The 26,302-nt window shown below is 67.7% G+C and carries 27 protein-coding genes and 1 pseudogene; 9 read left to right on the forward strand and 19 right to left on the reverse strand.

Going from position 1 to position 26,302, the window contains the following annotated elements; all coding sequences use genetic code 11:
• Positions 1–7: 7 nt before the first annotated feature.
• Positions 8–685: an aspartate/glutamate racemase family protein gene (locus FHP25_RS35545; protein WP_231712596.1), complete on the reverse strand. Its 678-nt coding sequence runs from the start codon at positions 683–685 to the stop codon at positions 8–10.
• A 7-nt stretch (positions 686–692) separates the two neighbouring features.
• Positions 693–1,472 (reverse strand): competence/damage-inducible protein A, encoded by a 780-nt coding sequence (locus FHP25_RS35550; protein WP_147851745.1) that lies wholly within the window; start codon positions 1,470–1,472, stop codon positions 693–695.
• A gap of 128 nt (positions 1,473–1,600) precedes the next feature.
• On the opposite strand from FHP25_RS35550, the gene map reads away from it, so the two are divergent.
• Both map and radC read left to right on the forward strand, forming a co-directional pair.
• Positions 1,601–2,431 (forward strand): type I methionyl aminopeptidase, encoded by an 831-nt coding sequence (map, locus tag FHP25_RS35555; protein ID WP_147851746.1) that lies wholly within the window; start codon positions 1,601–1,603, stop codon positions 2,429–2,431.
• A 487-nt stretch (positions 2,432–2,918) separates the two neighbouring features.
• Positions 2,919–3,560 carry a RadC family protein gene (gene radC, locus FHP25_RS42110; protein WP_231712597.1) on the forward strand — a complete coding sequence of 214 codons (642 nt, stop codon included), beginning with the start codon at positions 2,919–2,921 and terminating at the stop codon, positions 3,558–3,560.
• Between the two features lie 63 nt (positions 3,561–3,623).
• Here the strand turns inward: radC and FHP25_RS35565 are convergent, their stop codons facing one another.
• Positions 3,624–4,901, reverse strand: coding sequence for a CmcJ/NvfI family oxidoreductase (locus tag FHP25_RS35565; RefSeq protein WP_147851748.1), 1,278 nt, complete (start codon positions 4,899–4,901; stop codon positions 3,624–3,626).
• A 75-nt stretch (positions 4,902–4,976) separates the two neighbouring features.
• Entirely contained in the window at positions 4,977–5,981 is a 1,005-nt protein-coding gene (locus FHP25_RS35570; protein ID WP_178134044.1) for a LysR family transcriptional regulator, read from the reverse strand.
• A 102-nt stretch (positions 5,982–6,083) separates the two neighbouring features.
• Here FHP25_RS35570 and FHP25_RS35575 point away from each other — a divergent pair, with 102 nt between their 5' ends.
• Positions 6,084–6,674, forward strand: coding sequence for a VOC family protein (locus FHP25_RS35575; protein ID WP_147851750.1), 591 nt, complete (start codon positions 6,084–6,086; stop codon positions 6,672–6,674).
• An 88-nt stretch (positions 6,675–6,762) separates the two neighbouring features.
• A complete protein-coding gene (locus FHP25_RS35580) occupies positions 6,763–8,424 on the forward strand; it encodes an FAD-dependent monooxygenase (RefSeq protein WP_147851751.1) in 1,662 nt (553 codons plus the stop codon).
• An 81-nt stretch (positions 8,425–8,505) separates the two neighbouring features.
• Here FHP25_RS35580 and FHP25_RS35585 read toward each other — a convergent pair whose 3' ends face one another.
• The 12 genes from FHP25_RS35585 to FHP25_RS35640 form a co-directional block, all read right to left on the reverse strand.
• The gene (locus FHP25_RS35585) at positions 8,506–9,663 is read right to left on the reverse strand and encodes an acyl-CoA dehydrogenase family protein (protein ID WP_147851752.1); all 1,158 of its coding nucleotides are present in this window, start codon (positions 9,661–9,663) and stop codon (positions 8,506–8,508) included.
• A 113-nt stretch (positions 9,664–9,776) separates the two neighbouring features.
• The gene (dmpH, locus tag FHP25_RS35590) at positions 9,777–10,565 is read right to left on the reverse strand and encodes a 2-oxo-3-hexenedioate decarboxylase (protein WP_147851753.1); all 789 of its coding nucleotides are present in this window, start codon (positions 10,563–10,565) and stop codon (positions 9,777–9,779) included.
• 16 nt (positions 10,566–10,581) lie between these two features.
• Positions 10,582–11,364, reverse strand: a complete 783-nt coding sequence (dmpE, locus tag FHP25_RS35595) for a 2-oxopent-4-enoate hydratase (protein WP_147851754.1) — start codon at positions 11,362–11,364, stop codon at positions 10,582–10,584.
• A gap of 9 nt (positions 11,365–11,373) precedes the next feature.
• Positions 11,374–12,837, reverse strand: coding sequence for a 2-hydroxymuconic semialdehyde dehydrogenase (locus FHP25_RS35600; RefSeq protein ID WP_147851755.1), 1,464 nt, complete (start codon positions 12,835–12,837; stop codon positions 11,374–11,376).
• Between the two features lie 94 nt (positions 12,838–12,931).
• Complete coding sequence (locus FHP25_RS35605; protein WP_147851756.1) at positions 12,932–13,879, reverse strand: catechol 2,3-dioxygenase; 948 nt, start codon at positions 13,877–13,879, stop codon at positions 12,932–12,934.
• On the reverse strand, positions 13,880–14,251 hold the full coding sequence (locus tag FHP25_RS35610) for a 2Fe-2S iron-sulfur cluster-binding protein (RefSeq protein ID WP_147851757.1): 372 nt from the start codon (positions 14,249–14,251) through the stop codon (positions 13,880–13,882). It lies immediately after the preceding gene.
• A gap of 7 nt (positions 14,252–14,258) precedes the next feature.
• Positions 14,259–15,326 (reverse strand): NADH:ubiquinone reductase (Na(+)-transporting) subunit F, encoded by a 1,068-nt coding sequence (locus FHP25_RS35615; RefSeq protein WP_147851758.1) that lies wholly within the window; start codon positions 15,324–15,326, stop codon positions 14,259–14,261.
• 14 nt (positions 15,327–15,340) lie between these two features.
• On the reverse strand, positions 15,341–15,706 hold the full coding sequence (locus FHP25_RS35620; protein WP_147851759.1) for a phenol hydroxylase subunit P4: 366 nt from the start codon (positions 15,704–15,706) through the stop codon (positions 15,341–15,343).
• Between the two features lie 16 nt (positions 15,707–15,722).
• Complete coding sequence (locus tag FHP25_RS35625) at positions 15,723–17,300, reverse strand: aromatic/alkene/methane monooxygenase hydroxylase/oxygenase subunit alpha (RefSeq protein WP_147851760.1); 1,578 nt, start codon at positions 17,298–17,300, stop codon at positions 15,723–15,725.
• A 23-nt stretch (positions 17,301–17,323) separates the two neighbouring features.
• Entirely contained in the window at positions 17,324–17,605 is a 282-nt protein-coding gene (locus FHP25_RS35630) for an MmoB/DmpM family protein (protein WP_147851761.1), read from the reverse strand.
• Between the two features lie 11 nt (positions 17,606–17,616).
• Positions 17,617–18,615 carry an aromatic/alkene monooxygenase hydroxylase subunit beta gene (locus tag FHP25_RS35635; protein ID WP_147851762.1) on the reverse strand — a complete coding sequence of 333 codons (999 nt, stop codon included), beginning with the start codon at positions 18,613–18,615 and terminating at the stop codon, positions 17,617–17,619.
• A gap of 14 nt (positions 18,616–18,629) precedes the next feature.
• On the reverse strand, positions 18,630–18,836 hold the full coding sequence (locus FHP25_RS35640) for a phenol hydroxylase subunit (protein WP_147851763.1): 207 nt from the start codon (positions 18,834–18,836) through the stop codon (positions 18,630–18,632).
• 314 nt (positions 18,837–19,150) lie between these two features.
• Here FHP25_RS35640 and FHP25_RS35645 point away from each other — a divergent pair, with 314 nt between their 5' ends.
• Positions 19,151–20,980, forward strand: coding sequence for a sigma-54-dependent Fis family transcriptional regulator (locus FHP25_RS35645; RefSeq protein ID WP_218578838.1), 1,830 nt, complete (start codon positions 19,151–19,153; stop codon positions 20,978–20,980).
• A gap of 3 nt (positions 20,981–20,983) precedes the next feature.
• On the opposite strand, the gene FHP25_RS35650 is transcribed toward FHP25_RS35645, so the two are convergent.
• Positions 20,984–21,163, reverse strand: a complete 180-nt coding sequence (locus FHP25_RS35650; RefSeq protein ID WP_147851765.1) for a hypothetical protein — start codon at positions 21,161–21,163, stop codon at positions 20,984–20,986.
• A 79-nt stretch (positions 21,164–21,242) separates the two neighbouring features.
• Here FHP25_RS35650 and FHP25_RS35655 point away from each other — a divergent pair, with 79 nt between their 5' ends.
• The 3 genes from FHP25_RS35655 (at position 21,243) to FHP25_RS35665 (ending at position 23,571) form a co-directional block, all read left to right on the forward strand.
• Complete coding sequence (locus FHP25_RS35655; protein ID WP_147851766.1) at positions 21,243–21,683, forward strand: VOC family protein; 441 nt, start codon at positions 21,243–21,245, stop codon at positions 21,681–21,683.
• A gap of 62 nt (positions 21,684–21,745) precedes the next feature.
• Positions 21,746–22,828, forward strand: a complete 1,083-nt coding sequence (locus FHP25_RS35660; RefSeq protein WP_147851767.1) for an alpha/beta hydrolase — start codon at positions 21,746–21,748, stop codon at positions 22,826–22,828.
• 104 nt (positions 22,829–22,932) lie between these two features.
• Positions 22,933–23,571, forward strand: coding sequence for a TetR/AcrR family transcriptional regulator (locus FHP25_RS35665; protein WP_147851768.1), 639 nt, complete (start codon positions 22,933–22,935; stop codon positions 23,569–23,571).
• Between the two features lie 138 nt (positions 23,572–23,709).
• On the opposite strand, the gene FHP25_RS35670 is transcribed toward FHP25_RS35665, so the two are convergent.
• Together FHP25_RS35670 and glcF are read right to left on the reverse strand one after the other, a co-directional pair.
• Complete coding sequence (locus tag FHP25_RS35670) at positions 23,710–24,579, reverse strand: fumarylacetoacetate hydrolase family protein (RefSeq protein ID WP_147851769.1); 870 nt, start codon at positions 24,577–24,579, stop codon at positions 23,710–23,712.
• Positions 24,580–24,645: 66 nt separating this feature from the next.
• Positions 24,646–26,016, reverse strand: a complete 1,371-nt coding sequence (gene glcF / locus FHP25_RS35675; RefSeq protein ID WP_147851770.1) for a glycolate oxidase subunit GlcF — start codon at positions 26,014–26,016, stop codon at positions 24,646–24,648.
• A 99-nt stretch (positions 26,017–26,115) separates the two neighbouring features.
• Between glcF and FHP25_RS41620 the strand changes: the two are divergent.
• Positions 26,116–26,302: pseudogene (locus FHP25_RS41620) on the forward strand (IS5/IS1182 family transposase); the annotation flags it as partial.

The raw sequence follows: 26,302 nt of genomic DNA on the forward strand, positions 1-26,302 counted from the left end.
GTGTCCTTCAGCCGGGCAGCCCGGCCCGGAACAGCCGCAGCAGGTCGAGCACGTCGTAGACCGGCAGGCCCAGCGCGCGCCGCAAGGCGGCCGCGTAGGGCGGAAGGTTGGTGCATTCCAGCACGATGGCGCCGAGATCGGGCTGGCGGTCGGCAAGGGCCCGCCCGGCCTCGAGGGTCTCGCGCTCGACGGCGTCGCGGTCGAGATCGGGCGCGTTGCCCAGGAACGTGTGTGCGAACGCGCCCCCGGCCGGCATGCCGGCGATCGGCGTGTCGGCGGGCGCGCCCACGGCGGCCAGGTGCGCCGGCGTCAGGCTGGCCGCGCTGGCGGTCAGCACGCCCACCCGCCTGCCCGCCGGCAGGGTGCGCGCGAGCTGCGGCACCAGCAGCAGCGCCGAGGTGGCCACGGGGATCGGCGACACCGCCGCCAGCTCGGCCTGGAACAGGGCGAGGAAGCCGCAGCTCGTCGCCACCCCGACGGCGCCGCGCTGCGCCAGGCGCCGCGTACTGGCCGCGAGCGCGCGGCTGACCCGCGCCCGGTCAGGGGCCGCCGACACCGCGTCGAGCGGGCCGATGCCCTCCAGCTGCTCGTAGATCACGGGAAAGGAGAAGCTGGCCGGGTTGCCGATATCGCCCGCGATCCGCGGGAAGCGGGTGTCGAGCATCAGGATGCCGAGCGGACGCACCTTCCCCTCACGTCACCGGGATCTCCTCCGGCTCGGCGTCGAGCGTGGTGAGCGCCGCGAGGAGGTCGTCGATGGCGGCCTGCACCTTGGCAGGATCGGTGCCGCGCACGATCAGCGACACGCTGGGCTTGCCCTGCCGGAAGGCGGGGTAGCTGCCGATCTCGGTGTCGGGGTGGTGGTCCTGCACCGCGCCCAGCTTCTCGGCGATGAAGCCCTCGGGCTGGCTGCAGCGGATGGTGCGGCTGATCAGCGGGCGGCCGCCCACCAGCACGTGCTTCATGGCGTGGAACATCCCCTCCACGATCATGGGCACGCCGGCGAAGGTGAACACGTTCTCCATCCGGAAGCCGGGGGCCACAGACACCGGATTGTCGACCAGGCTGGCGCCGTGCGGGATGCGCGCCATGCGCCGGCGCGGCGCCGTGAACAGCGCCGGGTCGGCGTAGTAGCGCGTCAGCCGGTCGACCGCCTCGGCGTTCTCGGAGATGCCGACGCCGAACGCCTTGGCGATCGCGTCGGCCGTGATGTCGTCGTGGGTCGGCCCGATGCCGCCGGTGGTGAAGACATAGTCGAACCGGCGCCGCACCGCGTTGATGGTGTCGACGATCACGTCCTCGACGTCGGGGATCACCCGGCACTCCATCAGGCGTACGCCGATCTTGTTCAGCTCGATGGCCAGGAACGGCAGGTTCGCGTCGCGGGTGCGGCCGGACAGGATCTCGTTGCCGATGATCACCAGGCAGGCGGTTACGGTCTTCTCGGGGCCAGTCGCGGCGCTGTCGTTCATCGCTCATTCTCCAGCAGTCCTGCCGGTTATAGGGCCCGCCGCCGCCCATGGTCCATGCCCCTGGCAGGATGGCCGGAGCGGCCCCGCCACCCTTGCCGACCGGGCCGGCGCATGCCACATACCCGGACATGACGTTCCAAGCTGAAAGAGCCCGTACGGACGACTACTGGGACCAGGACCAGCGCAAGATCAAGCTGCACGGTCCGGCCGATTTCGACGGCATGCGCAAGGCCGGCCAGCTGGCGGCGGCCACGCTGGATTTCATCGCCCCGCATGTGCGGCCGGGCGTGGCGACGGCCGAGCTCGACCGGCTATGCCATGAGTACATTGTCGGCCACGGCGCCGTGCCTGCCCCGCTGGGCTATCGCGGCTTTCCCAAGTCGATCTGCACCTCGATCAACCACGTGGTTTGCCACGGCATCCCGGGCGACAAGCGGCTGGCGACGGGCGACATCGTCAACATCGACGTCACCGTGATCCTCGACGGCTGGCATGGCGATACCAGCCGCATGTTCTATGCCGGCGAGCCCAAGCTGCTGGCGCGGCGCCTGTGCGACGTCACCTACGAGGCGATGATGCGCGGCATCGCCGTGGTCAAGCCGGGGGCGCGGCTGGGCGATATCGGCCAGGCCATCCAGACCTATGCCGAGTCGCAGCGCTTCTCCGTCGTGCGCGATTTCTGCGGCCACGGGCTGGGCAAGATCTTCCACGATGCCCCCAACATCCTGCACTACGGCACGGCGGGGACCGGCCCCGAGCTGCAGCCCGGCATGTTCTTCACCATCGAGCCGATGATCAACGCCGGCGCGCTCGACGTGAAGATCCTGTCCGACGGCTGGACCGCGGTCACACGCGACAAGTCGTTGTCGGCGCAGTGCGAGCACTCCGTGGGTGTCACCGAGACGGGCGTCGAGATCTTCACCGGATCGCCCGCCGGCCTGCACAAGCCGCCCTACTGACGCGCGCGGCCGGAGGCCTCGCCACCAGGCCGGCCTCTTTGGCCGGTTGCACGAAAGCTGCCCTTTTCTCGCCACGCCGTCACGCTACACTCCCCGTGAAAAAAGGGGTTGGGGCATGGGGCGACGGAAGATCGCGGACACTGAGCCCGGCATCGCGGTAGCGCCCGAGGCGCCGGCCGATGCATCGGGCGAGGATGACAGCCACCTGCTGGCGCTTCTCGCCGCCGGCCTCCACCTGCGCCCGGCCCGGGCGCGCGACACGGGCCGGCCGGTGTGGCGCGTCTCCGGCAACACGCTGGCGCACAAGGCGCTGCTGCGAGAGGCCGGCGGCAACTGGAACCGGATCGAGCAGGCCTGGGAGTTCACGGACGACGACCCGACCGCGAAGCTCGTGCAGGCGCTCGCCGCGCAGCCACCCGCCGCCGGGCACAATTCCGGGAGCACGCCGCCACCGGAGCGGCCGCATTACTGGGGCCATCGCCAGCGCGTGCGCGACCGCGTGCTCGCGGCCGGGGTCGATACCCTGCAGGACTACGAGCTGCTGGAGCTGCTGCTCTTCCACACGATCGAGCGCATCGACGTGAAGCCGCAGGCCAAGCGGCTCCTGGCCCGCTTCGGCACCCTGGGCGACGTGCTGTCGGCCGATACCGAGCGCCTCAAGGATGAAGGCGTCGACCCGCGCACCGTCGTGATGTTCCGCGCCGTGCGCGAGGCCGGGCTGCGGCTGGCCCGGCGCGAGGTGGTTGACCGTCCCGTGATCGGCTCCTGGCAGAAGCTGATCGACTACTGCCATGCCGCGCTGCAGTACGAGAAGACGGAGCAGTTCCGCATCCTGTTCCTGGACCGCAAGAACGTGCTGATCGCCGACGAGGTGCAGCAGCGCGGCACCGTCGACCATACGCCGGTCTACCCCCGCGAGGTGGTGAAGCGGGCCCTGGCGCTGAGCGCGTCGGCCTTGATCCTGGTCCACAACCATCCTTCGGGCGACCCGACACCGTCGCGCGCCGACATCGAGATGACCAAGGAGGTGAAGGCCGCTGCCAAGGCGCTGGGCATCGAGGTGCACGACCATCTCGTGATCGGCCGCAAGAGCCACGCCAGCTTCAGGAGCCTGGGGCTGCTTTCGTAATCCTTACGCCGTGGGCCATCCAGCGAGCATCCGCCCGTCCGCTCGCTGCCTCTTCCCGTCTTTCTAGAAGAAGACGAACGATCGAACCACGACGTTCTTGCGGCAGCGGGCGTCGGCGGGTGCGGTCGGGTCGACGCAGGCGGTGTGGAAAGACCAGCGCGAGACGGAGCCGTCGGTGACGGAGTCGTAGCACTTCAACATCGACACTTCCGTCGGTGTCTGCCGTGGGAACCAGTACCATTCGTGGTCGGGACGGTGCGTGAAGCGGGTGGTCTCGCCGACGCGGTCGTCGTAGATCCGGTAGTTGGTGATGTACGGCTGGTCGGCGAAGGAGGGCCAGGCGCAAAGCACGAACGGGTATTGCTCGACCGTCTCCATCGGCTTGGCGAGGTTGATCGACACGAACCGCCGCGACATCTTCGCGTCGGCCTCTTCCTCCGTGTAGTGCTGCGTACGCCCGAAGTTCCGCAGATTCCGGGTGAGCAGCTCGCGGCAGCGCACGCGGCCGCTGTTGTCGTTCAGGTCGTTATGCACGAGCATGGCGTAGCGGGCGTTTACGCCCGGGTTCTTGTTGTCCTGGTCTTCCGTGCGGTCGCCCGCATAATCCTTGTCGAACACGTCGTGGTTGTAGACGAGCGCATCGGTCGCGCCCGGGAAGAACTCGAGCAGGAGCTTCTCGATCTCGGGGTAGAACACACGCTCCACTTCCGCCGAATCGTAGAAGTTCGAGCACCTGGACTCGAGATGCGCCAGCGACACGCCGAGCCGGTCCATGCATTCCGGACTGTTGGGCGACAGGCCCGGGTAGTACTCGCCGATGCGGCGCGCATCGCGCATCACCTGCGGGAAATAGAGGTCCCGCCGCCGGTTGTCCTCCTCGCTCTTGCGCAGGATCGCCGCTATGTCGGCGCGCGCCGGGTCCCGCCAGAGAGCGTTCGACGGGACGATGGAATAGGTGGGTCGCTCGTAGACAGTGTAGGGCAACGGCAGCACCACGCCGCCCGCGGGTGCCTTCATGTCGCTTGCACGGATGTAGTCGATGCAATCGTCGTAGTTGCGGAATCCGAGGCCCCACCGGGTCTTGATCGGGCCCGGAGGCGCATTGTCGATCATGTCGATCACGCGCTGGCTTTCGCCCTCGGCGATCAGGGCGAGCGCGTCCTTGAGCGCCGCAGCGGTCCCCGCATCGCCATCTCGGTCCAGTGCCATGTAGGACAAGCCGCCGTTCGCCGCGATGGGCGGTGGCTGTCCTTCCGTTCTCTGGAGTGACGGCACATAGGCAGACGAGACCCTGTGCGTACCCGCTGCAGCGCTTTCCGCGGCGACCTTGAGCTGGCCCATGGCACACCTCCGATTTGTCTCACCATCAGCGTGGCACACGGGGCTAGCGCGTTCCAGATCATGAATCTTTTCCGATCATGAATCCACGTCATGCGACGTGCGCCGCTGCGTGAGGCCTGTCCGGCGTCGCCCGCCCCTGCCCCGGTCCGCGGGCGACGCCGCAAAGGTAGCTTCCGCATCGAGCGTCATCTGCATGCCGGCCTCCCGGAACCTGTGCTGAAAGGCCTGCAGCAGACAGCGCGACACGTCGGTGTGGGGCAGCAGGCGCAGCAGCCCCACGGCGCTGATCTCCTGCGACCAGCGGTAGGGGACCTTGGCGATGAGGCCGGCGCGCAGGTCGTTGTAGACGTGGTGGACCTGAAAGGCCGACAGATGATCGGAGTGGATGACCAGCGCGCGCCGCAGGGCGACATCGTCCGCTTCGAGCGCGATCTGCGGCGGTCCGGCCCCCTGGCCCGTGAACAGCTCCTCGATGCGCATGCGCACCAGCGACCCCGGAAAGTCCAGCACCCATTTCTGCTGGCCGAGCTGCCCGATATCGACACGGCGGGCGGTCGTCAGCGGATGGCCGGCGCGGCCGTAGATCGCCATGGCGTCGTAGTACAGCAGCTCGCAGCTGAACTCATGCTGGGCCGCCTCGCCCAGCGGCAGCATCGCCATCTCGACGTCGCCCTTGCGCAGCAGTTCGATCACCTCGGCGGGCTGGCCGACCGCGACATGGATTCTGACCGACGGCATCTGCGCCATCAGGTCGAGGATCGCCAGCGAGCAGGCAGCGAGCGGCACGACCGGCGCCGCGGCGAAGTGAAAATGCACGTTGGGCTCGCGCCGGCCTGCCGCCACGCTGCGCTGCAGGCGCATGGCATGGGCCCGGATCGCCCTGGCATGCTCCATGACCTCGCCGCCCAGCTCCGTCAGGCGCACGCCCTTGGCGCCGCGCTCGAACAGGCGCCCGCCCAGCGTACGCTCGAGCAAGGCGACGACCCGGGTCAGCGATGGCTGCGAGATGTTCAGGGCCTTGGCCGCCTTGTTCATGCTGCCGGCCTCGGCGATCGACAGCGCCGTCAGGACGTCGGCCACCAACCGCTCGTTATTCATTTCTGAATAGTCCTCGGAAATCTTTCGATTAGATTCTATAACCCGGACATGGGAACGTCGAGCCCTCAGGCACCGGAGGAAGAGATGGTCCTTGAAGACGCTGTGGCCCGCGCCGCCGCGGACCGACAGAAGGTGGCACCGACAAAGCTTGCCCATGTCGTCTTCAGGACGGCCGCCAAGCAGCCGATGCTCGACTGGTACAGCAAGGTGCTCGACGGCGAGGTCGTGTTCGACAACGCGTTCATCGGCTTCATCACCTACGACGACGAGCACCACCGCGTCGCCGTGATCGAGGTGCCTGACCTGCAGCGCCCCGAGCGGATCGGCCCGGGCCTGCACCATGTCGCCTTCACCTATGGCAGCCTGACCGACCTGCTGCACACCTACGAACGCCTCAAGGCCGAGGACATCCGGCCGCAATACTGCATCAACCACGGCCCGACCACGTCGATGTATTACGGCGATCCGGACGGCAACAGGGTCGAGCTGCAGATCGACAACTTTCCGACCATGGAAGAAGCCACGGCCTGGCTCAACTCCCCGGCGTTCGCCGAGAACCCGATCGGCGTCGACTTCGACCCCGAGGAGCTCCTCGCCAAGCACCGCCGCGGCGTGCCGGAGGCGGAGCTCAAGCGGCGGCCCAATATCGGCCCCCGAGGACTGCCTGCCCGCTAGCACGAGCCCCTCGACACTTCATGTCGCTGCAGCAGCCGCCGGCCGTGCGAGCGGGTCGGGCGCTGCTGCCGGCCGACGTTTCTTGAGCATGAGCACGATGTCCATCCAGGCGCCCATCCCCTCCGCCAGCACGGCCGCGGCCCGGCCGGTCCTCATCGTCGGCGCCGGCCCGGTCGGGCTGATGATGGCGATCCTCCTGGCCCGGCTGGGCATCCATTCGGTCGTCGTCGAACGGCGCCAGCCGCGCCAGAGCAGCGCGCCGAAGGCGCACGTGATCAATCCGCGCAGCCTGGAGATCTGCCGCTCGGCCGGCCTCGACGTCGCGGAAATGTACGCCCGCGGCACGCCGCACAGCGAAGGCCACCATGTCCGCTTCGTGCAGACATTGGTCGGCTACGAGTTCGGCGTCCTGGCGCTCGATGACGACGACGTGACGCGCGAGAGGCTCACGCCGACCCCCCTGCTCAACCTCGCGCAACCGACCTTCGAGGCGATCCTGGAGCATGCCGCCGCGCAACTGCCCGAGATCACGATACGGCGCGGCCACACCTGGATCGCCTGTGAAACGAGGGATGGGGGCGTCGAGTCGACCATCGAGGCCGACGGGTCCACCTATCGTCTGGCGAGCGCTTACCTGATCGCAGCCGACGGCGCCAACAGCGCGGTGCGCGACCACCTGGCGATCGACATGGACGGCGATCCGGCCGTCCGGGCCCGCGTCACCATCCACTTCGACGCCGATCTGCGCCACATCGTGCGTGACCGGCCGGGAATCCTCTATTGGGTGTTCGATACTGCTGCCGCCGGCACCTTCATCGCCTACGACGCAGCCTCCACCTGGGTGTACTCGCCGCGTGCCATACCGGCGACGTTCGATCGCGCGGAGTTTTCCGACGCCTATTGCGAGGCGCTGATCAAGCGGGCGATCGGCACGGATGATGTGCGCCTGTCCATCAAGCACGTCGTGCCCTGGATGATGGCGGCGCAGGTGGCGAAAACCTATCGCCGCAGCAATTGCTTCCTTGTCGGCGACGCCGCCCACCGCTTCCCGCCCACCGGCGGCCTGGGGCTCAATACCGGCTTGCAGGATGCGCATAACCTCGCCTGGAAGATCGCTGCGATCGAGCACGGCCTCGCGAGCAGCGCCTTGCTGGACACCTATGAGCGGGAGCGTCTGCCGATCGCGCAGATCAACACGCGGCAAAGCCTGAGCAACGCCAGCCGACTGCCGCACCTGTTCAAGATGGCGCAGTCAGCGCTGGCGCAGCCTGCGATCACGGCGCAGGCGGCGCAGGAGATTCGTGCCGAGATCGAGACGCATCGCGAGCATTTCCTGAGCACCGGCCTGCAGCTCGGCTTCTCCTACGGACCGCCCGTGCAGGGCCCCGCGGATCCCACCCGGTACGAGCCCTCGATCCAGCCCGGCGCGCGCCTGCCGCACGCATGGCTGCGGCATGACGGCCAGCGCATCTCCACGCTCGATCTGGCAGCCTTCGGCGCCTTCACCTTGCTGACGGGCGTGCAGGATCCGGCGTGGGGCCAGCTCGCGGCCCGCACCGGGCACGTTCGGCACGTCGCCATCGACCCGACCTTCCAGCTCGAAGCGGACTGGCTCGCGAGCGGCATTCTGAAGGATGGCGGCGCGGTGCTGGTGCGGCCCGACGGCCATATCGGCGCGTGCGTGCCCGACGCCAGCCCGCAATCGCAACAGCAGATCAGCGCGGCGCTCGACCTGCTGCTGCCGTCATAGGCCGCCGCCGACCAGCAGGACCTGGCCGCTCACATAGTCGCTTTCGGGAATGCAGAAGAGTCCCAGGTGTAGCCGGCATTGCTACAGCGCGCGTGCGATCAGCATCTTCATGATCTCGTTGGTGCCGGCGTAGATCTTCTGCACGCGCGCATCGGCGTACATGCGGGCGATCGGGTACTCGGTCATGTAGCCGTAGCCGCCGAACAGCTGCAGGCACTCGTCGATGACCCGGCACTGCGTGTCGGTGGTCCACCATTTCGCCATCGCCGCCGTCGTCGGATCGAGCGTGCCGGCCAGCAGCTTCACCGTCAGGTCGTCGACGAAGGTGCGCGCGACGACCGCCTGCGTCTTCGCCTCCGCGAGCTTGAACTGCGTGTTCTGGAAGCTGATGAGCGGCGCGCCGAAGGCCTTGCGCTCCTTGACATAGGCCGCGGTCAGCTCGACAGCCCGTTCCATCGCTACCACCGCGCCATGGGCGCAGGACAGCCGCTCCCAGGCGAGCTGCACCATCAGCTGGACGAATCCCTGCCCTTCGGTCTCGCCCAGCAGGTTCTCGGCAGGCACGCGGACATCGTCGAAGAACAGCTCCGACGTGTCCTGCGCGTGCATGCCGATCTTCTCGAGGTTGCGGCCGCGGCGGAACCCCGCCGCGGAGGCCGTCTCGACGACGAGCAGCGACACGCCCCGCGCGCCTGCGGCCGGGTCGGTCTTGGCCACGACCACGATCAGGTCGGCATTCTGGCCATTGGTGATGAAGGTCTTCTGCCCGTTGAGCACGTAGACGTCGCCGTCGCGCCGCGCGGCCGTACGCACCGACTTGAGATCGGAGCCGGTATTGGGCTCCGTCATCGCGACGGCGCCTACACGGTCGCCGGTCGCCATGCCCGGCAGCCAGCGCAGCTTCTGCGCCTCGGTGCCGTACGCCAGCAGGTAATGGGCCACGATGTTGGAATGCACGCCGCTGCCCGCACCGAAACCGCCGCCGAGACCGGCCCGGCCGATCTCCTCGGCGATCACCAGGTCATGGGCGCGCGTGCCACCACCGCCGCCATAGGCTTCAGGGATGCTGGCGCACAGCAGGCCCGCCGCGCCGGCCTTGCGCCATGCGTCGCGATCGACGATGCCGGCTTTGTCCCAACGTTCGCGATGCGGCACGAACTCGCGCTCCAGGAAACGCCGCGCCTGATCGCGCAGGATGCTCAGCTCTTCCGTCATCCACGGCGACACATGATCAGCCATGTTCAGGATCCCGACTTATACCTACCAGTCGGTAAAAATAAAATGATGGAAGAGCGCACGTCAAGAGCCCAAGACGACCGGAAGTTCGGTTGGGCTCGACGGCGCGCGCCGGCTCAAACGAACCGCATCGAGACCGCGCCGAGATCCTGGAACCGAGCATTGATGGTGTCACCCGGTTCCACCGCGATCGCTTCGGTGACACCACCCGTCATGATAAACGTGCCGGCGGGGATATGCTGGCCACGCGCGCCCAGATGGTTGGCCATCATCGCCACCGCCGCCAGCGGGTGGCCGAGCACCGCCGCGCCGGCCGCCATGGCCACGATCTCGCCGTTCTTCTCCAGCACGACGCCCAGGGTGCGCAGGTCGAGGTCGTCAAGCCGGCGCGACCGGCCGCCGATCACGAAGCGGGCCGACGACGTGTTGTCCGCCACCACGCTTTTCAGGTCGAACTTGAAATCGCGGTAGCGCGAATCGATCACCTCGACGGCCGGCACCACGAAATCGACCGCTGCCATCACGCTGCCGACATGGCAGCCCGGTCCCTTGAGCGACGCGTTGGTGACGACGCAGATCTCCGCCTCGACCTTGGGGTGGATGAGCTCGTCGTGCCTGATCTCGCCGCCGTCGGGGCGTGCCATGTAGTCGGCGACGAAACCGAACACGGGCGTGTCGACACCCATCTGCTTCATCTTGGCGAACGAGGTGAGGCCTGCCTTGAGGCCCACGATCCGGCTGCCGCGCGCTTGCTTGCGCCGACGGATCTCGTCCTGGACGGCATAGGCGTCGTCCCATCCCATGTCGGGATGATCGTCGGTGATCTTGGCCACGTCGCGCGCGCCCAGCTCGGCGTTCTCCAGATGCTCGGCTAAGGCCGCAGTCGTCCTGCTGTCGAGTGCCATGGTGATATCCTCGCCGTCAGATGAAGCGGACCGACGTGCTGCCCAGCCCGCCGACGCTGCACACCAGGCTGTCGCCAGCCTTGACCGCCAGCATCGGCGACTGCGATCCGGACAGGATCAGCTCGCCGGCCTTGAGCCCGATCCCCAGGCGCCCCAGCGTGTTGGCCAGCCATGCCACCGCGTTGACCGGCGAGCCCTGCACGGCGGCGCCGGCCGAGGTGCTGACGACCTCGCCGTTCTTCTCCAGCACCATGCCGGCGAGCGCCAGGTCGAGGGCATGCGGGCTCTTGCGCACGCCGCCCAGGGTCAGCACGCCGCAAGAGGCATTGTCGGCGACCGTGTCCTGGATCTTGATCTTCCAGTCGCGGATGCGGGAATCGACGATCTCGAAGCAGGGCATCACGCAGTCGGTGGCGCGCAGCACGTCGGCGGCGGTCACACCGGGACCCGTGAGGTCGCTCTTCATCATGAAGGCGACCTCGGCCTCGGCTTTCGGTGCGATCAACGTGGCGGTGTCGACCGGCTCGCCTTCGTTGAAGACCATGCCTGACGTCATCTGGCCGAAGTCGGGCTGGTCGACCCCGAGCATGTCCATCACCACCTTGCTGGTGACGCCGATCTTCTTGCCGATGACCGTCTCGCCCGTGGCGAGCCGGCGCTGCACCATGCGCAGCTGGATCGCATAGGCGTCCTCGATCGTAATGTCGGCCTCACGCTCGGTCAGTGGAGTCACGGGCGCACGCTCGACCAGCGCCTGGTAGAGCTCGTCGCCGTAGCGTTCGATCCTGGTCCTGTCCATGACTGCCTCTCAGTATTTCAGCATCACGTTGCGCAGCTCGGTGTAGAACTCGAACGAGTGCACGCCGCCTTCGCGGCCGATGCCGGATTGCTTGGAGCCGCCGAATGGCGTGCGCAGGTCACGCAGGAACCAGCTGTTGATCCAGCACAAGCCGACCTCGATCTGCCGGGCCAGCCGGTTGGCGCGGCTGATGTCCTGGGTGTAGATCGATGTCGCGAGCCCGTACCGGTTGCGGTTGACCTTCTCCAGCACCTCGTCCTCGCTGTCGAACGGGCTGATGTGGCAGCACGGCCCGAACACCTCCTCGGTCACCACCGCGGCGGTCTCCGGCAGGCCGGTCCAGATCGTCGGCTGCACCCAGCATCCGTCCTTCAGATCATCGGGCATCGTGGGCACACCACCGCCGGTCACGACCGTGGCACCCTCCTCCCGGGCCTTGCGGTAGTACGACAGCACCTTGTCCTGATGCTCCTTGCTGATCAGCGGGCCGATCCTGGTGTCGGGATCGAACGGCCGCCCCGGCTTCATGGCCTCGGCCTTTTGCTTCAAGGCGGCAACAAATGCCTCGAAGATCGGCCGTTGCACGTAGACGCGCTCCGTCCCCAGGCAGACCTGGCCGGCATTCTCGAAGCATGAGCGCGTGACCGTGTCGACGGCGACCTGGAAGTCGCAGTCCGCGAAGACCACGGCCGCGTTCTTGCCGCCCAGCTCCAGCGACACCGGGCGGATGCCGACCGCGGCGGCCTGCATGATCGCCGTGCCGGTGCGGGTCTCGCCCGTGAAGGTGATGCCGTCGACGTCGGGATGGGCGGTGAGGAAGGCGCCGGCCGAATCGGGGCCGAAGCCGTGCACGACGTTGTAGACCCCTGCCGGCACGCCGACTTTGTTCATCACCTCGCCCAGCAACGTCGCCGTGCTCGGCGTCTCCTCCGAAGGCTTGACCACCACGGTGTTGCCGCAGGCCAGCGCCGGGCCGACCTTCCAGGTCATCAGCAGCAGCGGCAGGTTCCACGGACAGACGACGGCGATCACGCCGCGCGGCACGCGCACGCCGTAGCTCAATGCCGTCTTGCCGTCCGGCGTGCGCATCTCGAACGCCTCCGTCGACATGTTCTTGATCGTGTCGGCGAAGATCTGGAAGTTGGCGGCGCCGCGCGGAATGTCGACATGCGACGCCAGGTGCGACGGCTTGCCCGTATCGGCGATCTCGGCCTGCAGGAAGTCGTCGAAGCGGCGATTGATCTCGACCGCGACCTCGTCCAGCAGCTTGACGCGCTCGACGACCGACAACTTTCCCCACGGCCCTTTGAGCGCCGCCTTGGCCGCACCCACCGCGGCATCGACCTCGGGCTTGCCGGCCTCGAAGACCGTGCCGATCAACGCATTGTCGATCGGCGTCCGCTTCGGGAAAGTCCTGCCGCTGGCGTTGCGGACATACGTGCCATCGATGAAGTTCATGATATCCCGGCTCATATGCTGCCTCCTGTTTGACGACGCACGTCTCCCCTCCTGCCGGCATGTGCGTCATGCCGGCAGGTAGCCTCCATTCAGCGCCGCGGCGTCGGGCTCAGGTGAAGACTTGGAGGAAGCGCTCGTTCAGCTTGCGATCATGGTAGAAGATCGCCGGCCCGAGCTCCTGCTCGGTCCAGGTGATCGTCGGCTTGTCGGGGTAGTAGATGTAGCCGCCGGCGAAGACCTCGTTGCGGTTGCCGGACGGATCGAAGAAGTAGATGGTCTCGCCGCGCGTGATGCCGTGGCGGGTCGGGCCGATATCCAGCGAGACCTTGTTGCGCGACAGGATATCACCCGCCTTGAGCACCTCCTCCCAGCTGCCGAGGATGAACGAGGCATGGTGGAACTTGCCCTTCACCGGCTGGCGGATGAGGGCGATGTCGTGCGGCTTGTTCGAGCAGGTCAGGAAGGCCCCGATCATCAGGCTGCCGTCCGGGCCGGCCGTCACCTGCTCGGCCAGGCCGAACCCAAGCACCTCACGGAACAGCTTCACCGTGCCGTCAAGATCGTCGCCGTAGAGCAGGCAATGATCGAACCGCGACGGCGCGATTCCGCGCAAATTGTCGGGCCACGGGTGGGGGTTGACGTCGGGTCCGTCGGTGCCGCAGTCGTTGCCGAGCTTGTCCTTCTCGGCGAACAGCTCCATGACGTGCCCCGTCGCGACGGTGAAGCGGAAGCGCTCGCCGGTCGCCGGATGCTCTCCCGCCGGGACCCAGCCCAGGTCCGACGCCAGGCCGGATTTCTCGATATCGGCGGCGAGCTTCTTCAGGGTCGCCGGCGAGTCGACCCGCCAGCCCATGTAGTCCATCCCGGCTTCGTCGGCTTCACGCAGCACGACGCTGTGGTGGTCGTGCTCGTCCCAGGCCTTGAGGAAGACCCGGCCCGCCTTGTCGCGCGCCACCTCGATCAGTCCGAGGACATCGACATAGTGCTTGAGCGCCGGTCCCATCTCCAGCACGCGCAGCGCCACGTGGCCGGGCCGCAATACCCCTGTGAGTGCCATTCAACTCTCCGTGTCGGGTTGAGAAGCCGTCGTCGCCGCAAACCCGAGTGCGAACGACGCCATGCCTTGTTGTGCTTCGATGGCGCGGACCATCTTGCCAACCACGGTGATCCGCAGATCGCCCTGCGGATAGACCTTGCAGGCCAACACACACCCGCGCGCTTCCTCCTCCATGCTCACCACGGCGCGGCTCATCTTGCGCTTGGTGAACTGCCCGTCGACCACCTCGACCTTGCAGACGCCGCAGCCGCCGTTGCGGCAGCCGACGGGAATACCCTTGCGCCGAAGCCTCTCCATGGCCGCCAGCACGCTCTCCTCACCGCCGCAGCCGAACGTCTCGCCGGTGTTGGTGATGACGATCGCGTGCGGCATCGCGGCCCTAGAGGTTCTTGAACAACGGACTGCGCGCCAGCGCCTGCGCTCCATCGCCGGCGGTGACGAACTTCTCGGTATAGATGTCGCGCTCGAACAGGCGCCCCTGCATCAGCGTGCGGATGCAGGCCTCGATCATGACCGGCGGTCCGCACAGATAGGCCTTGTGGCCGCGGAAGTCGTTGTCGAACGTCGCCTTCGCCGCGTCATGGACAAAGCCCTTGATGCCGTCCCAGCCGCAGGCCGGCGTCGGCTCGTTCAGCGCCGGCACATAGCGGAAGTTCGGGTGCTTCATTGCCAGGTCCAGGAACAGGTCATGATAGTAGAGCTCAGCCCGGTTGCGGGCGCCATAGATCAGCGTGATCGGCCGCGAATCAGCGTCGGTCTCCAGCATGTCCAGGATCATGGACCGCGGGCTCGACAGGCCTGAGCCGCCGGCCATGAAGATCACGGGCTGCGAATCGGACTTGCGCACGTAGAAGCGGCCCAGCGGCCCGCTGATCCTGACCTCGTCGCCGACGCGCAGCTGCCGGTGCACGTAGGTCGTGCCCTCGCCGTTCGGCACATGCCGCACGTTCAGCTCGAGACGGCCGCCCGGCCGCGGCTGGTTCGACAGCGAGAAGGCGCGCGGATGCTCCAGGCCGGGCAGATGCAGGTTCACGTACTGTCCGGCCTGGAACACCACCTCGTCGCCGGCGACGTCGATGAAGACACCCTTGATCGTGGGTGTCAGGTCGACCAGCTCGGCCACGCGGCCGAGATGGTCCTGCAGGGGGAGATGGCGGGCATCGGGGTCCTCGTCGATGTCGGCCTCGATGACCATGTCCTCCGTCGGCGTGGCGCAGCAGGCCAGGCAGCGTCCCTCGTCACGCTCGACATCCATGAGCGCGAAGGGCGATGCCGGTCCGTGGTCGAACTCGCCGCTCACCACCTGCACCTTGCAGGTCCCGCACAAGCCGTGGCAGCAGGCGTGCGGCAGGTAGACGCCGGCCCGCAGCGAGGCATCGAGGATGGTCTGCCCCTCCTCGACCTCGATGCTATGGCCCAGCGGCTCGATCGTGACCTGGTAGCCCATGGCCGCCTCCCGGATCAGGAGCCCGTGGCGCCGATACCATCGAGTCCGGGCGTGCGCAGGCGCAGCGCCGACTTGTGGCCCAGGCCATTGTCGGCCAGGCTTTTGCCGGGATCAGGCTTGAAAGGCTTGCCCGAGCGCAGCCATTCGACCTGGCTCCAGTCGATGCGGGGCCAATCGGGGTGAGCGGCGAACGCCGTTGTCGGCAGCACGTCGCTGATGAGCGCTCCGAACGGCATCGTCGGCGGCAGCGGCAGCGCCACCGGCGCGCAGATCATCATGTGCTGATCCCAGCCGATGTAGATCAGGTGATTGCCGTGGAACAGCTCGACGCGGTCCTTGACCTCGCCGGTATAGCCCGGCTGCAGCGCATTGACGGCCATGGTGTCACCTCGTGCGTCAGGAGGCCATCTTCAGGGGACCGCTCTTGGCGAGCCCCTTCCATTTCAGCCAGTTCGTTTCGTCGGGCGAGCCGGCATAGTCCATGTTGTCGCCCGGTCCGAAGTTGTAGTACTCGAGCACCGCGGCCAGCGGGTTGAAGTCCTTGGCGGTCGGGTCGGTGCCGGGCTTGAAGCAGTTGCCCTGGTAGATCTGGTGCACCGGCAGCCACGCCTGCACGTACTTCTCCGGCTCGTGGTCGAAGATGTCTTTGCAGCCATCCGAGCAGAAGTGGTACTTCATGCCGTTGTAGTCGCTCTCGCGATAGCAGGTCTGCGTCGGGTCGTCCGGCTCACTGAAGACCAGCGGGATCTGGCAGGTCTGGCACAGCATCGGCAGGGTCGTGTTGTAGAAGCGCTTTCCCTGCTTCTCCAGCTCGCGATAGTGCTCGAAGCGAGGACGATAGTACTTGTCGAATGTCCCGGGATATTTTTGCGACATCCAGTCCATGTCCTCCGCCGTCGGACACCACGGATTGAAATTGGCGGCGGCCGCATAGTTGTAGAACGTGTTCCAGGCCTCGCAGGACAGCCGGTCGGCGGCGACAACGGTCTGCTCCCAGTACTTGGGCATGCGCAGACCGTAGCGCTCCAGGTCCCTGAACAGGGCGCCGCCGTTCTGGACGAAGTACATGTCCCAGGCTTCTTTCCAGGACATCACCTTCTTGGGCACCATGAAGTCCATCATCATGGAGACCAGGGTCAGCAGCCGGTAGCCGCGCCAGAACCATTTGTCGATCCAGCGCTGGATGATCGGCACGTTGCCGGGATCCTGCTCGAGCAGGAACTTGATGCACTCGATGCCGAGCGTCATGTGCCGCGACTCGTCGCTCTGGGCCGAGAAGCCGAAGGTCACGGTCGCCATGTCGCCGTTGTAGGCAGCAGCCGACATGAACGGCATGAAGATCAGGTTGGTCAGCACGTACTCGAAGCTGAACGAGATCGCCACGATCCCCTCGAAGGGGCCGGCGGTCATCGCGTCCTCGAAGTACGACTTCGGCACCGACAGGTACCAGACCCGGTCATGCATGTGGCGGAAGTCGTGCATGCCGTTGAAGTACTTGTTGTACTGGCTGATGGTGTGGATCTGGGTCTGCGCATGCCGCAGCTCGTCAATCGACTGCATCTGGGCTGCGATCTGCGGCCCGACGCCGGCGAAATTGCGTCCCAGCATGGCGAACATGCGGTGCGCCGAATACTCCTCCGGCGAGATGCCGGTGAGGAACAGCTTCACCGTGTTGACGTAGCGGCCATCGCTGACATTGAGGTGACCGTTGTTCTGCTGGAAGGCGTCGATGATGGCGTAGAGCTTCTTCTCCTTCTCGGCCTGGTACTTCCAGTAGGCGTCCATGGTGAGACGGAACGGATCCTCCCACTTCTCCCAGTCGTGGATCTTGATGCCCTCGAAATGAGTCTGGGGAAACACCTTGTCAGGCGGCTGGTACGTCGTCTCCCAGCCCAGGCCGCGCGTGAGCTGCGCGTACTTGGCTTTGAGGCTCAGCTTCTTGGGTGCGGCGGCGGCCGTCGTCTTGTCGGTCATGGTCGTTCCTCCGGCGATGGTTGTCACTGTCTCCAGGCAAGGACGAGCTCGTCCTCGGTCTCGTCGATGTTGCCCGACAGCGAGATCAGGTTGACGTGGAAGGACTGCAGCTCCCATTCGACGCCGGTGATCTCCTCGACAGTCTGGCGCTTGAGCACCAGCCGGCCGGGTGCGTCGATCTTCACCATCGCCGGATAGCGGTGCACCACCGCGTGCGGATTGTCGGCTTCGATCGCCTCGATGATCGGCCGCGTCTCGTCGTTGGTCTGCAAGGCGAGGAAGACGTTGCTCTGGGTGGCGGTCATGGCGCGCTCCTTCAGACGGTGAGGCCGGCTTTGACGAGGCGCGCCTGCAGCTGGGCACCGGCGTCGTCGAGCACGGCGCGCGCCTCCTCGAGGTAGATCAGCTTGGCCAGCGGTGCCAACGCATCGCGCGTGCGTGCCGCGGCCTCGCGCGCCCAGGCCGACAGCTGGGCCTTGTTCTCCTGCGACTCGGCGGCCGCCGTCTTCACGAAGGCGTCGACCCACTTGACCTCCTCGGCGTACCAGGTGTCCATGAACTCGGTCAGCATCGCCACCACCGAGCCGCCGGCCTGCGACAGCTCGCCGCCGAAGCGGCCATACACCAGGGGATACAGCATTCCGTCGAGCACCAGGTTCTGCGCCACGAACAGCTCGAACCAGTCCTTGATGACGAAATTGTCCTCGACCAGCTTGCGCAGCGGCTGCCACACCGGATCGTTCATCCAGCTGTCCTTGGCGACGGCCAGCGACTCGCCGGTGTTGCCGTCGATCAGCAGGCCGATGCGCGACAGGTACTGCGCGATGCCCAGCCGATCCATCATGGCGAAGGTGGTGGCGGCCGTGATCGCGGTGCCCCAGCCATAGGCCGAGATGTAGCAGTTGTTGAGGTTGGCGCCGTACTCGACATGGCGCAGCGGCAGCAGGATCGCCTTGATGCGCCGCGCCAGGCCCTTGGGCAGGCTGGCGAGCGCGCCGTGGCGCTCGACGAAGTCGAAGTTGTTCTCGGCGGTGTCCTGCAGCTTGGCGCGGTTCAGCACGTAGGTGCCGTAGTAGAACTGGCGCGGGTCCTTGAAGGCGTACCAGTCGTTCATCCGGATCGCGGTGCGCCGCTTGTCGTAGAGCTCGTGCTCCGGGTCCCACAGCGGCCGGTAGTGGAAGTTGCAATCGGACTGGAGGTCGAATGTCGCCTCCTGGTAGCGCGACGCGGGCTTGTCGGCGCCCAGCCGGCGCGCGACGTGGCTGAAGGTCTGACGCACCGGGTCGATGGCCGCCGTCTTGATTTCCACGGACATTTCTCGCCTCCAGGTCAGCGGGACACGGATGGGATCTGCACGGCGCCGTTGGTGGCGCAGAACTCGCGATAGGCCGCAGCGGGCAGGATCAGGTCGACCGACAGAAGCGGGTCGCCGACGGCGAACTCGAACTCGATGAAGCCATCGGCGCGGACCTGCGTCACACGCACGAAGCATTGTCGCGGATCGAAAGACGGTTTTCCGGCGTCACCGGCTGTCATGGTTGCGTCCTCCCTCTATTGGACGTCTGTTTGACAGGCCGATGGCAAGAGCCGTGCCAAGCCGGGTCGCGCGCGACAAAGGCACGTCGTTTCTACGTTTTCCGAAAAGCACCGCTGCAGGCCGCGACGGCTGGCTGAATAATTTCAAACAATCGGGCCCCGTCGCCGGTGGCGACGCTGTTCAAATCCAATCAATCGCCCATGCTTGTCTTGTCCACACGGGCTTGCGCCTGCTTGTGCATGCAGCTGCGTGTTGTTTCGTTCCGGCGATTTGTGGCGTACGCTCCGCCGCAATCCAAGGGAGGGACGGCGGAATGAACAAAATCGGCAAACCGCCTCACGGGCCACCGATGCACCTGCCGCTGGTCCGGCCCGAGCACCTGCCCGTCGACCCGCACCGGCTTCCGGATATCGCCGATCTCGCCGCGCATCTGCGCTTCTCGCCCCAGAGCGGCCATATCTGGCTGCACGACAAGAGGATGCTGCTGATCCACGCCGAAGCCATGGGCGTGCTGCGCCGCGAGCTGATCGACAGCATCGGGCTGGACCATGCGCGCGGGCTGCTGACGCGCATGGGCTACTACGCCGGCGCGCGTGACGCCGAGATCGCGCGCAAGGTCCGCGCGCAGACGAGCCTGCATGACATGTTCATCGTCGGACCGCAGCTGCACGCCCTGTCCGGCATCGTGCAGGTCGAGACGGTCCGGCTCGACATCGATGTCGAGCGCGGCCGCTTCGACGGCGAGTTCCTGTGGAAGGCCTCGTCCGAGGACGATGAGCACATCCGCCACTACGGCGTCGGCCATGAGCCGGCCTGCTGGATGCAGATCGGCTACGCCTCGGGCTACACGAGCGAGTTCATGGGCCGCCCGATCCTGTTCCGGGAGACCGAGTGCCGCGCCATGGGCAACGAGATCTGCCGCATCGTCGGCAGGCCGGTCGAGGACTGGACCGATGCCGCCGACGACGTGCGCTTCCTGCAGATCGAGTCGTTCACCAAGGGCCTGTCGGCAGCCGCGGCCACACCGCGGGCCGACGCGCCGCGCACCGCCGCCGGCAAGCTGCCGACGGCCTTCGGCGACGACGACATGGTCGGCGCCTCGCCCGGGTTCAACTCGACCTGCCAGATGGTCAAGCGGGTCGCGTCGACCCGGGCCACCGTGCTGTTCCTGGGCGAGAGCGGCGTCGGCAAGGAGGTGTTCGCCCGCGCGCTGCACCGCATCAGCCCGCGCCACGACAAGCCCTTCGTGGCCCTGAACTGCGCCGCCATACCCGAGGCGCTGATCGAGTCGGAGCTGTTCGGGTCCGAGAAGGGCGCCTTCACCGGCTCGGTGGCCACGCGCATGGGCCGTTTCGAGCGCGCCAATGGCGGCACGCTGTTCCTGGACGAGATCGGCATCCTGAGCATGAACGCCCAGGGCAAGCTCCTGCGTGCGCTGCAGCAAGGCGAGGTCGAGCGCCTGGGCGACCACCAGACGCGCAAGGTCGACGTGCGCGTCGTCGCCGCCACCAACGTCAACCTGCGCGACGAGGTCGCGGCCGGGCGCTTCCGCGAGGACCTCTTCTTCCGCCTGAACGTGTTCCCCATCCGCATCCCCTCGCTGCGCGAGCGGCGCGAGGACATCCCCATCCTGATGCACTACTTCCTGGGCAAGTTCATGCAGCGCCACGGCCGCAGTTTCACCGGCTTCACCGGCCGGGCGATCGGCGCCATGCTGGCCTATGACTGGCCGGGCAACATCCGCGAGCTGGAGAACGTCATCGAGCGCGGCGTCATCCTGGGCACCGAAGGCAGCGCGGTCGATATCGGGCACCTGTTCACCAGCGGCGAGACGTTCGGCGCCCAGCGCTTCGAGTTGAGCCAGGACGGCGCCCTCACCAGGGCCGCCGACCCCGCCGGGATGCCGGCCGCAGCGGCGGCCGGCGTCGAGCGCGTCAGCCGGCGCGTCAACGACCTGCTGGGCGACGGCGGCGGCGACGACAACGACGTGGTGTCGCTGGACGAGATCGAGGATGCCCTGGTGCGCAAGGCCATCCAGCGCGCCAGCGGCAACGTGTCGGCCGCCGCCCGGCTGCTGGGCATCACCCGCTCGCAGCTGGTCTACCGGCTCAAGAGCCGCGGGATCGCGGCCCAGAGCGCATAGCCGTCAGCCACCCATCAGCTGCTCGCCCAGCAGCGCGATCAGGACGATCACCGCCGCCACGGCGACGCCGCCGATCGGCACGCGCCAGCGATCCTGGTGCCGGCCGAAGCGGGCCCACCACCAGATGGCGCCGGCGATCAGGGTGACATTCGCGATCAGGGCCACGAGGGTGAAATCGTTCATGGCCGCCAGACTAGGCGCTTTGACACGGGCCTGCACGCTCCCTTAGGCTGGCCCGGCAAAGCCTGCACAGGAGGGCCCTATGCCCGCAACCCTGCTCGAGCATTACAACGTCTACTGCAAGGACCTGAAGAAGACGGTCGACTTCTACGAGAAGTATGTCGGCCTGCGCGATGGCGAGCGGCCGCCCTTCCCGTTCCCGGGCGCCTGGATGTACGCCGGCGAGCAGGCCGTGCTGCATCTCGTGTCCGACAGCGGCCGCACCGACCAGGGCAGCGGCGCGATCGACCACATCGCCCTGCGCTGCACCGACCTGCGCGGCACGCTCGACCTGTTGAAGCAGGACAACGTGCCCCACATGCTGCGCAAGGTGCCGGCACGGCCGCTGCAGCAGGTGTTCGTGCACGATCCCGACGGCATCCAGATCGAGATGAACTTCTGGGACGAGGAGCTGGTCGAGGGCGTGTCGGAGCACCGCGACGCCAGCGCGCCGGTCTTCCAGGCCGCGCCGGCCACGGCCTGACCCCAGACGCCGCGGTCGCATCCGTCCTCCCCCGGCCGGCCGGGTGGTGCTAAGGTCGCGGCATGCTCGATTCGCCTGCCCTCGCCGCCCTGTTGCGAAGCCGCGCTGCGCTTCTGGCGCTGCGCGCGCCGCTGTCGTGGGTCAACGTCGCCACCGGCGCGCCGATCGTGATCGACGGCCAGACGCTGGACGCCCGCACCCAGTGGCTGCTCACCGTGTTCGAGAAGAGCAAGCGCCCCGAGATCCACGGCCTGCCGCTGCGCGACGCGCGGACCCAGTTCGACACCTACATGAAGGCGCTGTCGGCCTCGCTGCTGCCCATGGGCATGGGCGATCCGCCGATCGGCGAGATCGTCGACCGCACGATCCCCGGCCCGGCCGGCGCGCTGCCCATCCGGCTCTACCGGCCCGCCGACGCCGCGGCCAGCCGGCTGCCCGCGATCCTGTTCCTGCACGGCGGCAGCTGGACCCTGGGCAGCCTCGACGCCTACGACCTGCCGTGCCGCTTCCTGGCCAGCACGGCCGGCTGCCTGGTGATGGCGGTCGACTACCGGCTCGCGCCCGAGCACAGGTTCCCGGCCGCCGTCGAGGACAGCCTGGCGGCGTGGCGCTGGCTGGCCGCCAACGCCGAGGCGATCGGCGCCCTGCCGAAACGGCTGGTGGTGGCCGGCGATGCCGCCGGCGGCACCCTGGCCGCCGTGGTGGCGCAGCAGACGCGCGGCGAGGCGACGCCGCCGGCGCTGCAGCTGCTGCTCTACCCCATCCTCGACCTCGCGATGAGCACGCGCTCGTACGAGCTGTTCGGCGAGGGCTTCCTGACCACCCGCCGCAGCATGGAATGGACCCGCGCGCAGTACCTCGACGACCCGCTGGACGTCGATGACCCGCGCGTGTCGCCGCTGCGCGCCGACGACCTTGGCGGCCTGCCGCCGGCCCTGATCTACACCGCCGGCTTCGACATCGTGCGCGACGAAGGCGCGATCTACGCCGAGAAGCTGCGCGCCGCCGGGGTGCGGGTGGTGTACCGCAACTTCGACAGCCTCATTCACGGCTTCGTGGGCATGCGCGGCGCCCTGCAGGCCGCCGCCCGCGCCATGGACGACGTCGTCGCCGGCCTGCGCCACGAGCTGGCCCAGCTCGGCTGACGCAGGCCCGGCACGACCGCCCGGCGACACTGATCGTTGAACACGCCTTGCCCCGGTCCCGCCCGGCGTCCTAAACCAGGGATGCAGAACCGAGCGATGCCCGCATGAGCACTTCCGACACGCTGGACGATCGTCCCGAACCGCCCGCCGCCGACTCCCGGCGCGCCCGCAAGAAGCTGGAGAACCGCGCCCAGCTGCTGGCGGCGGCGCGGGCGGTGTTCGCGGAGATGGGCTTCGGCGCCGCCAGCGTGCGCGACATCGTGCGCCGCACCGACCTGGCGACCGGCACCTTCTACAACTACTTCGAGGACAAGGACGCGATCTTCGAGGCCGTGGTCGGCGAGCTCACCGACGAGCTGGTGCGCCGCCACCGCGAGGGCCGGGCCCGGGCGCCGACCGCCGAGGCCTTCCTGCACGCCCATTTCTCGGTCTACTTCCACTTCGTGGCCGACGACCCCGAGCTGCTGGCGCTGGCGCGCAAGAACGTGACGGCGATCCGCACGCTGCTCGACAAGCCCGACGTGCGCACCCTGGCGCGCTGCCTCTACGACGACCTCAGGGACGCCATCCAGCGCGGCACCCTGCCGCCGATCGACACCGCCCTGTTCGCGGCGGCGCTCTCGGGCGTTGCCTTCGAGATCTCGGTGATGATGATCGCCCGCGATCCCGTCGATGCCGATGCCGCCGCCGACTTCGCCACCCGCCTGATGCTGGGCGGCCTCACCGGCATGGGGGCGACGTGACGGCCAAATGACCGTCATCCCGAGCGTAGCGAGGGATCTCCTGCGGACGGAACCTCAATCCTCAGGAGATCCCTCGCTTCGCTCGGGATGACAGCGAAGATGCGTGGCTACGACACCCTGCGTGGGGAGGAAATAGCGCTACGCCCCCTGGGTGATGACGTTGCGCAGGACGCCGATGTTCTCGATCTCGACCTCGCAGACGTCGCCCGGCTTCAGCCAGGGCTGCGGCTTGCGCGCCATGGCCACGCCCGAGGGCGTGCCGGTGATGATCACGTCGCCCGGCTCCAGGGTCATGACCTTGCTGAGCTCGCTGACCAGCGTGGCGACGTCGAAGATCAGGTCGCCGGTGTCGCTGTCCTGCATCGTCTCGCCGTTGACCCGGGTCATGATGCGCAGCGGCGCGGCGCCCTTGGGCAGCTCGTCGGGGGTGACGATGTCGGGGCCGAAGCCGCCGGTGCCGTCGAAGTTCTTGCCCAGCGTGAACTGGGTGCCCGACTTGCGCTGCCAGTCGCGCACCGAGCCGTCGTTGAAGCAGGCATAGCCGCCGACGTAGCCCAGCGCCCGCTCCTTGGCGATGTTGCGGCCCTTGCGGCCGATGATCACGGCCAGCTCCGCTTCCCAGTCGAGCTGATCGGAGTGGCTGGACCGCGGCATCTTGCCGTTGTGCGGGGTGAGCGTGTTGTTGAAGCGGCAGAACACCACCGGATAGTCCGGGATCGGGCTGCCGGTCTCCTCGGCATGCTTGCGGTAGTTCAGGCCGATGCACAGGATCTTGCCCGGCGCCGGGATCGGGGGCAGGTACTTGGCCGACTTCTCCGAAACCACGGCACCGGCCTTGGGCTTGGCGCAGGCCTTGGCGATTGCGTCGCGGACGGACTTCCCACCGGCCAGGATCTCGACCACCGATTTCGGCCCCCGTGGCATCTGCTTGCTGAGGTCGAGGATCTGGCCGTCGACCTTGACGCCGACGACGGCCTTGCCATCACGCTGGATGGTGCACAGACGCATGCTCTTCTCCCTGAGGTTCCGGTGCGCGAACGCGCGGGCGCACAATCGCGCGCAGCCGATACATGGTCAAGCCGCGACGGTGGCGGCGAGCGAAAACCCGCGCCCTTCAAGCGCCGCGGGCAGCGGACCGCCGCTCGCCCAGTCGAGCAGCGCGACGGTGTGCGCCAGCGGGATCGCGGTGCCGCTGCCGATCTGACCGATGCAGCCGAAATTGCCGGCAGCGATCAGGTCGGGCGCCACGCGATCGATATTGGCGACCTTGCGATCGCGCAGGGTGCGCGACAGGCCGGGCTGCAGGATCTGGTACGTGCCCGCCCAGCCGCAGCACAGATGCCCCTCGGGCACGTCCTTGACCACGAAGCCTGCGGCGCGCAGCAGCGCCCTGGGCGGCTCGGTGAGCTTCTGGCCGTGCTGCATCGAGCAGGCGGCGTGATAGGCCACCACCACGGGCGTGCCGTCGGCCCGCACCGGCCGGCCGGCCGGCCGCAGCTCGCTCGGCGCCAGCACCTCGCTGACATCCCTGGCCAGCGCCGCCACCCGCGAAGCGGCCGCCTGCCATTGCGGGTCCTCGGCCAGCAGGTGGCCGTAATCCTTCAGCGTCGTGCCGCAACCCGAGGCGTTGGCGACAACGGCGTCGAGCGGCCCGTCGAGCGCGTCGATCCAGGCCGCGATGTTGGCCCGCGCCAGGTCGCGCGCCGCTTCCCGCTCGCCGACATGCAGCACCGAGGAGCCGCAGCAGCCGGCGCCTGGAGCGATCACCACCTCGATGCCGTGCCGGGTCAGCAGCCGCACCGTGGCCTCGTTGACATCGGGCGCCAGCACCTGCTGGCCGCAGCCGTTCATCAGCGCCACGCGCCTCTGGCGCGCGCCGGCGGCGGCGAAAACCTGCGGCCGGTCGACCGCGGACGGCGGCGGCAGCGATGCCGGCACCGCGTCCAGCATGGCCCGCAGCCGGCGCCAGAAGGTGGCGCCGCCGGCATCGCGGCTGACATCCGGCAGCAGCGGCGCCAGCGGCTTGGCCAGCCGGCCCAGCACCAGCGCCCAGCGGAACAGGCGTGGATTGGGCATCAGCACACCCAGCATCCGGCGCAGCAGCCGATCGCCCCAGGGCCGGCGGTAGGTGGCCTCGATATGCGCCCGGGCATGGTCGACCAGGTGCATGTAGTTCACGCCCGACGGGCAGGTGGTCATGCAGGCCAGGCAGGACAGGCAGCGGTCGATGTGCCGCGCGTCCTGGGCGGTCGCCGGCCGGCCCTGCTCCAGCATCTGCTTGATGATGTAGATGCGCCCGCGCGGGCTGTCGCGCTCGTCGCCCAGGGTGACGTAGGTCGGACAGGTGGCGGTGCAGAAGCCGCAATGCACGCACTTGCGCAGGATCGTATTGGCGGTCGCGATGTCGGGGTCGGCAAGCTGGGCCGGGGTGAAATGAGTCTGCATGACTGACGCCTCGGCCTAGCAGCCTGTCGGACTTGAGCCGAGAGCTGGAATGAGATTCATTATCGAGGGTTGATATTGGCTCGAGCCGGCGTGGTTGTGATGAGTAATTTCCGCCAAGTTGATCGTCAGACCGATTTTTTGCTGCCGCCGTCGGTGGATGAGTGGCTTCCGGAGCGTCACCTGGCGCGGTTCGTGGTCGAGGTGATTGATCGGCTGGACCTGTCTTGCATGGTGAAGTCGTATCGCGGCTCGGGGTCGGCATCGTATCATCCGAGCGTGCTGCTGG

It is taken from the genome of Vineibacter terrae (assembly GCF_008039615.1).
Classification (GTDB): domain Bacteria; phylum Pseudomonadota; class Alphaproteobacteria; order Reyranellales; family Reyranellaceae; genus Vineibacter; species Vineibacter terrae.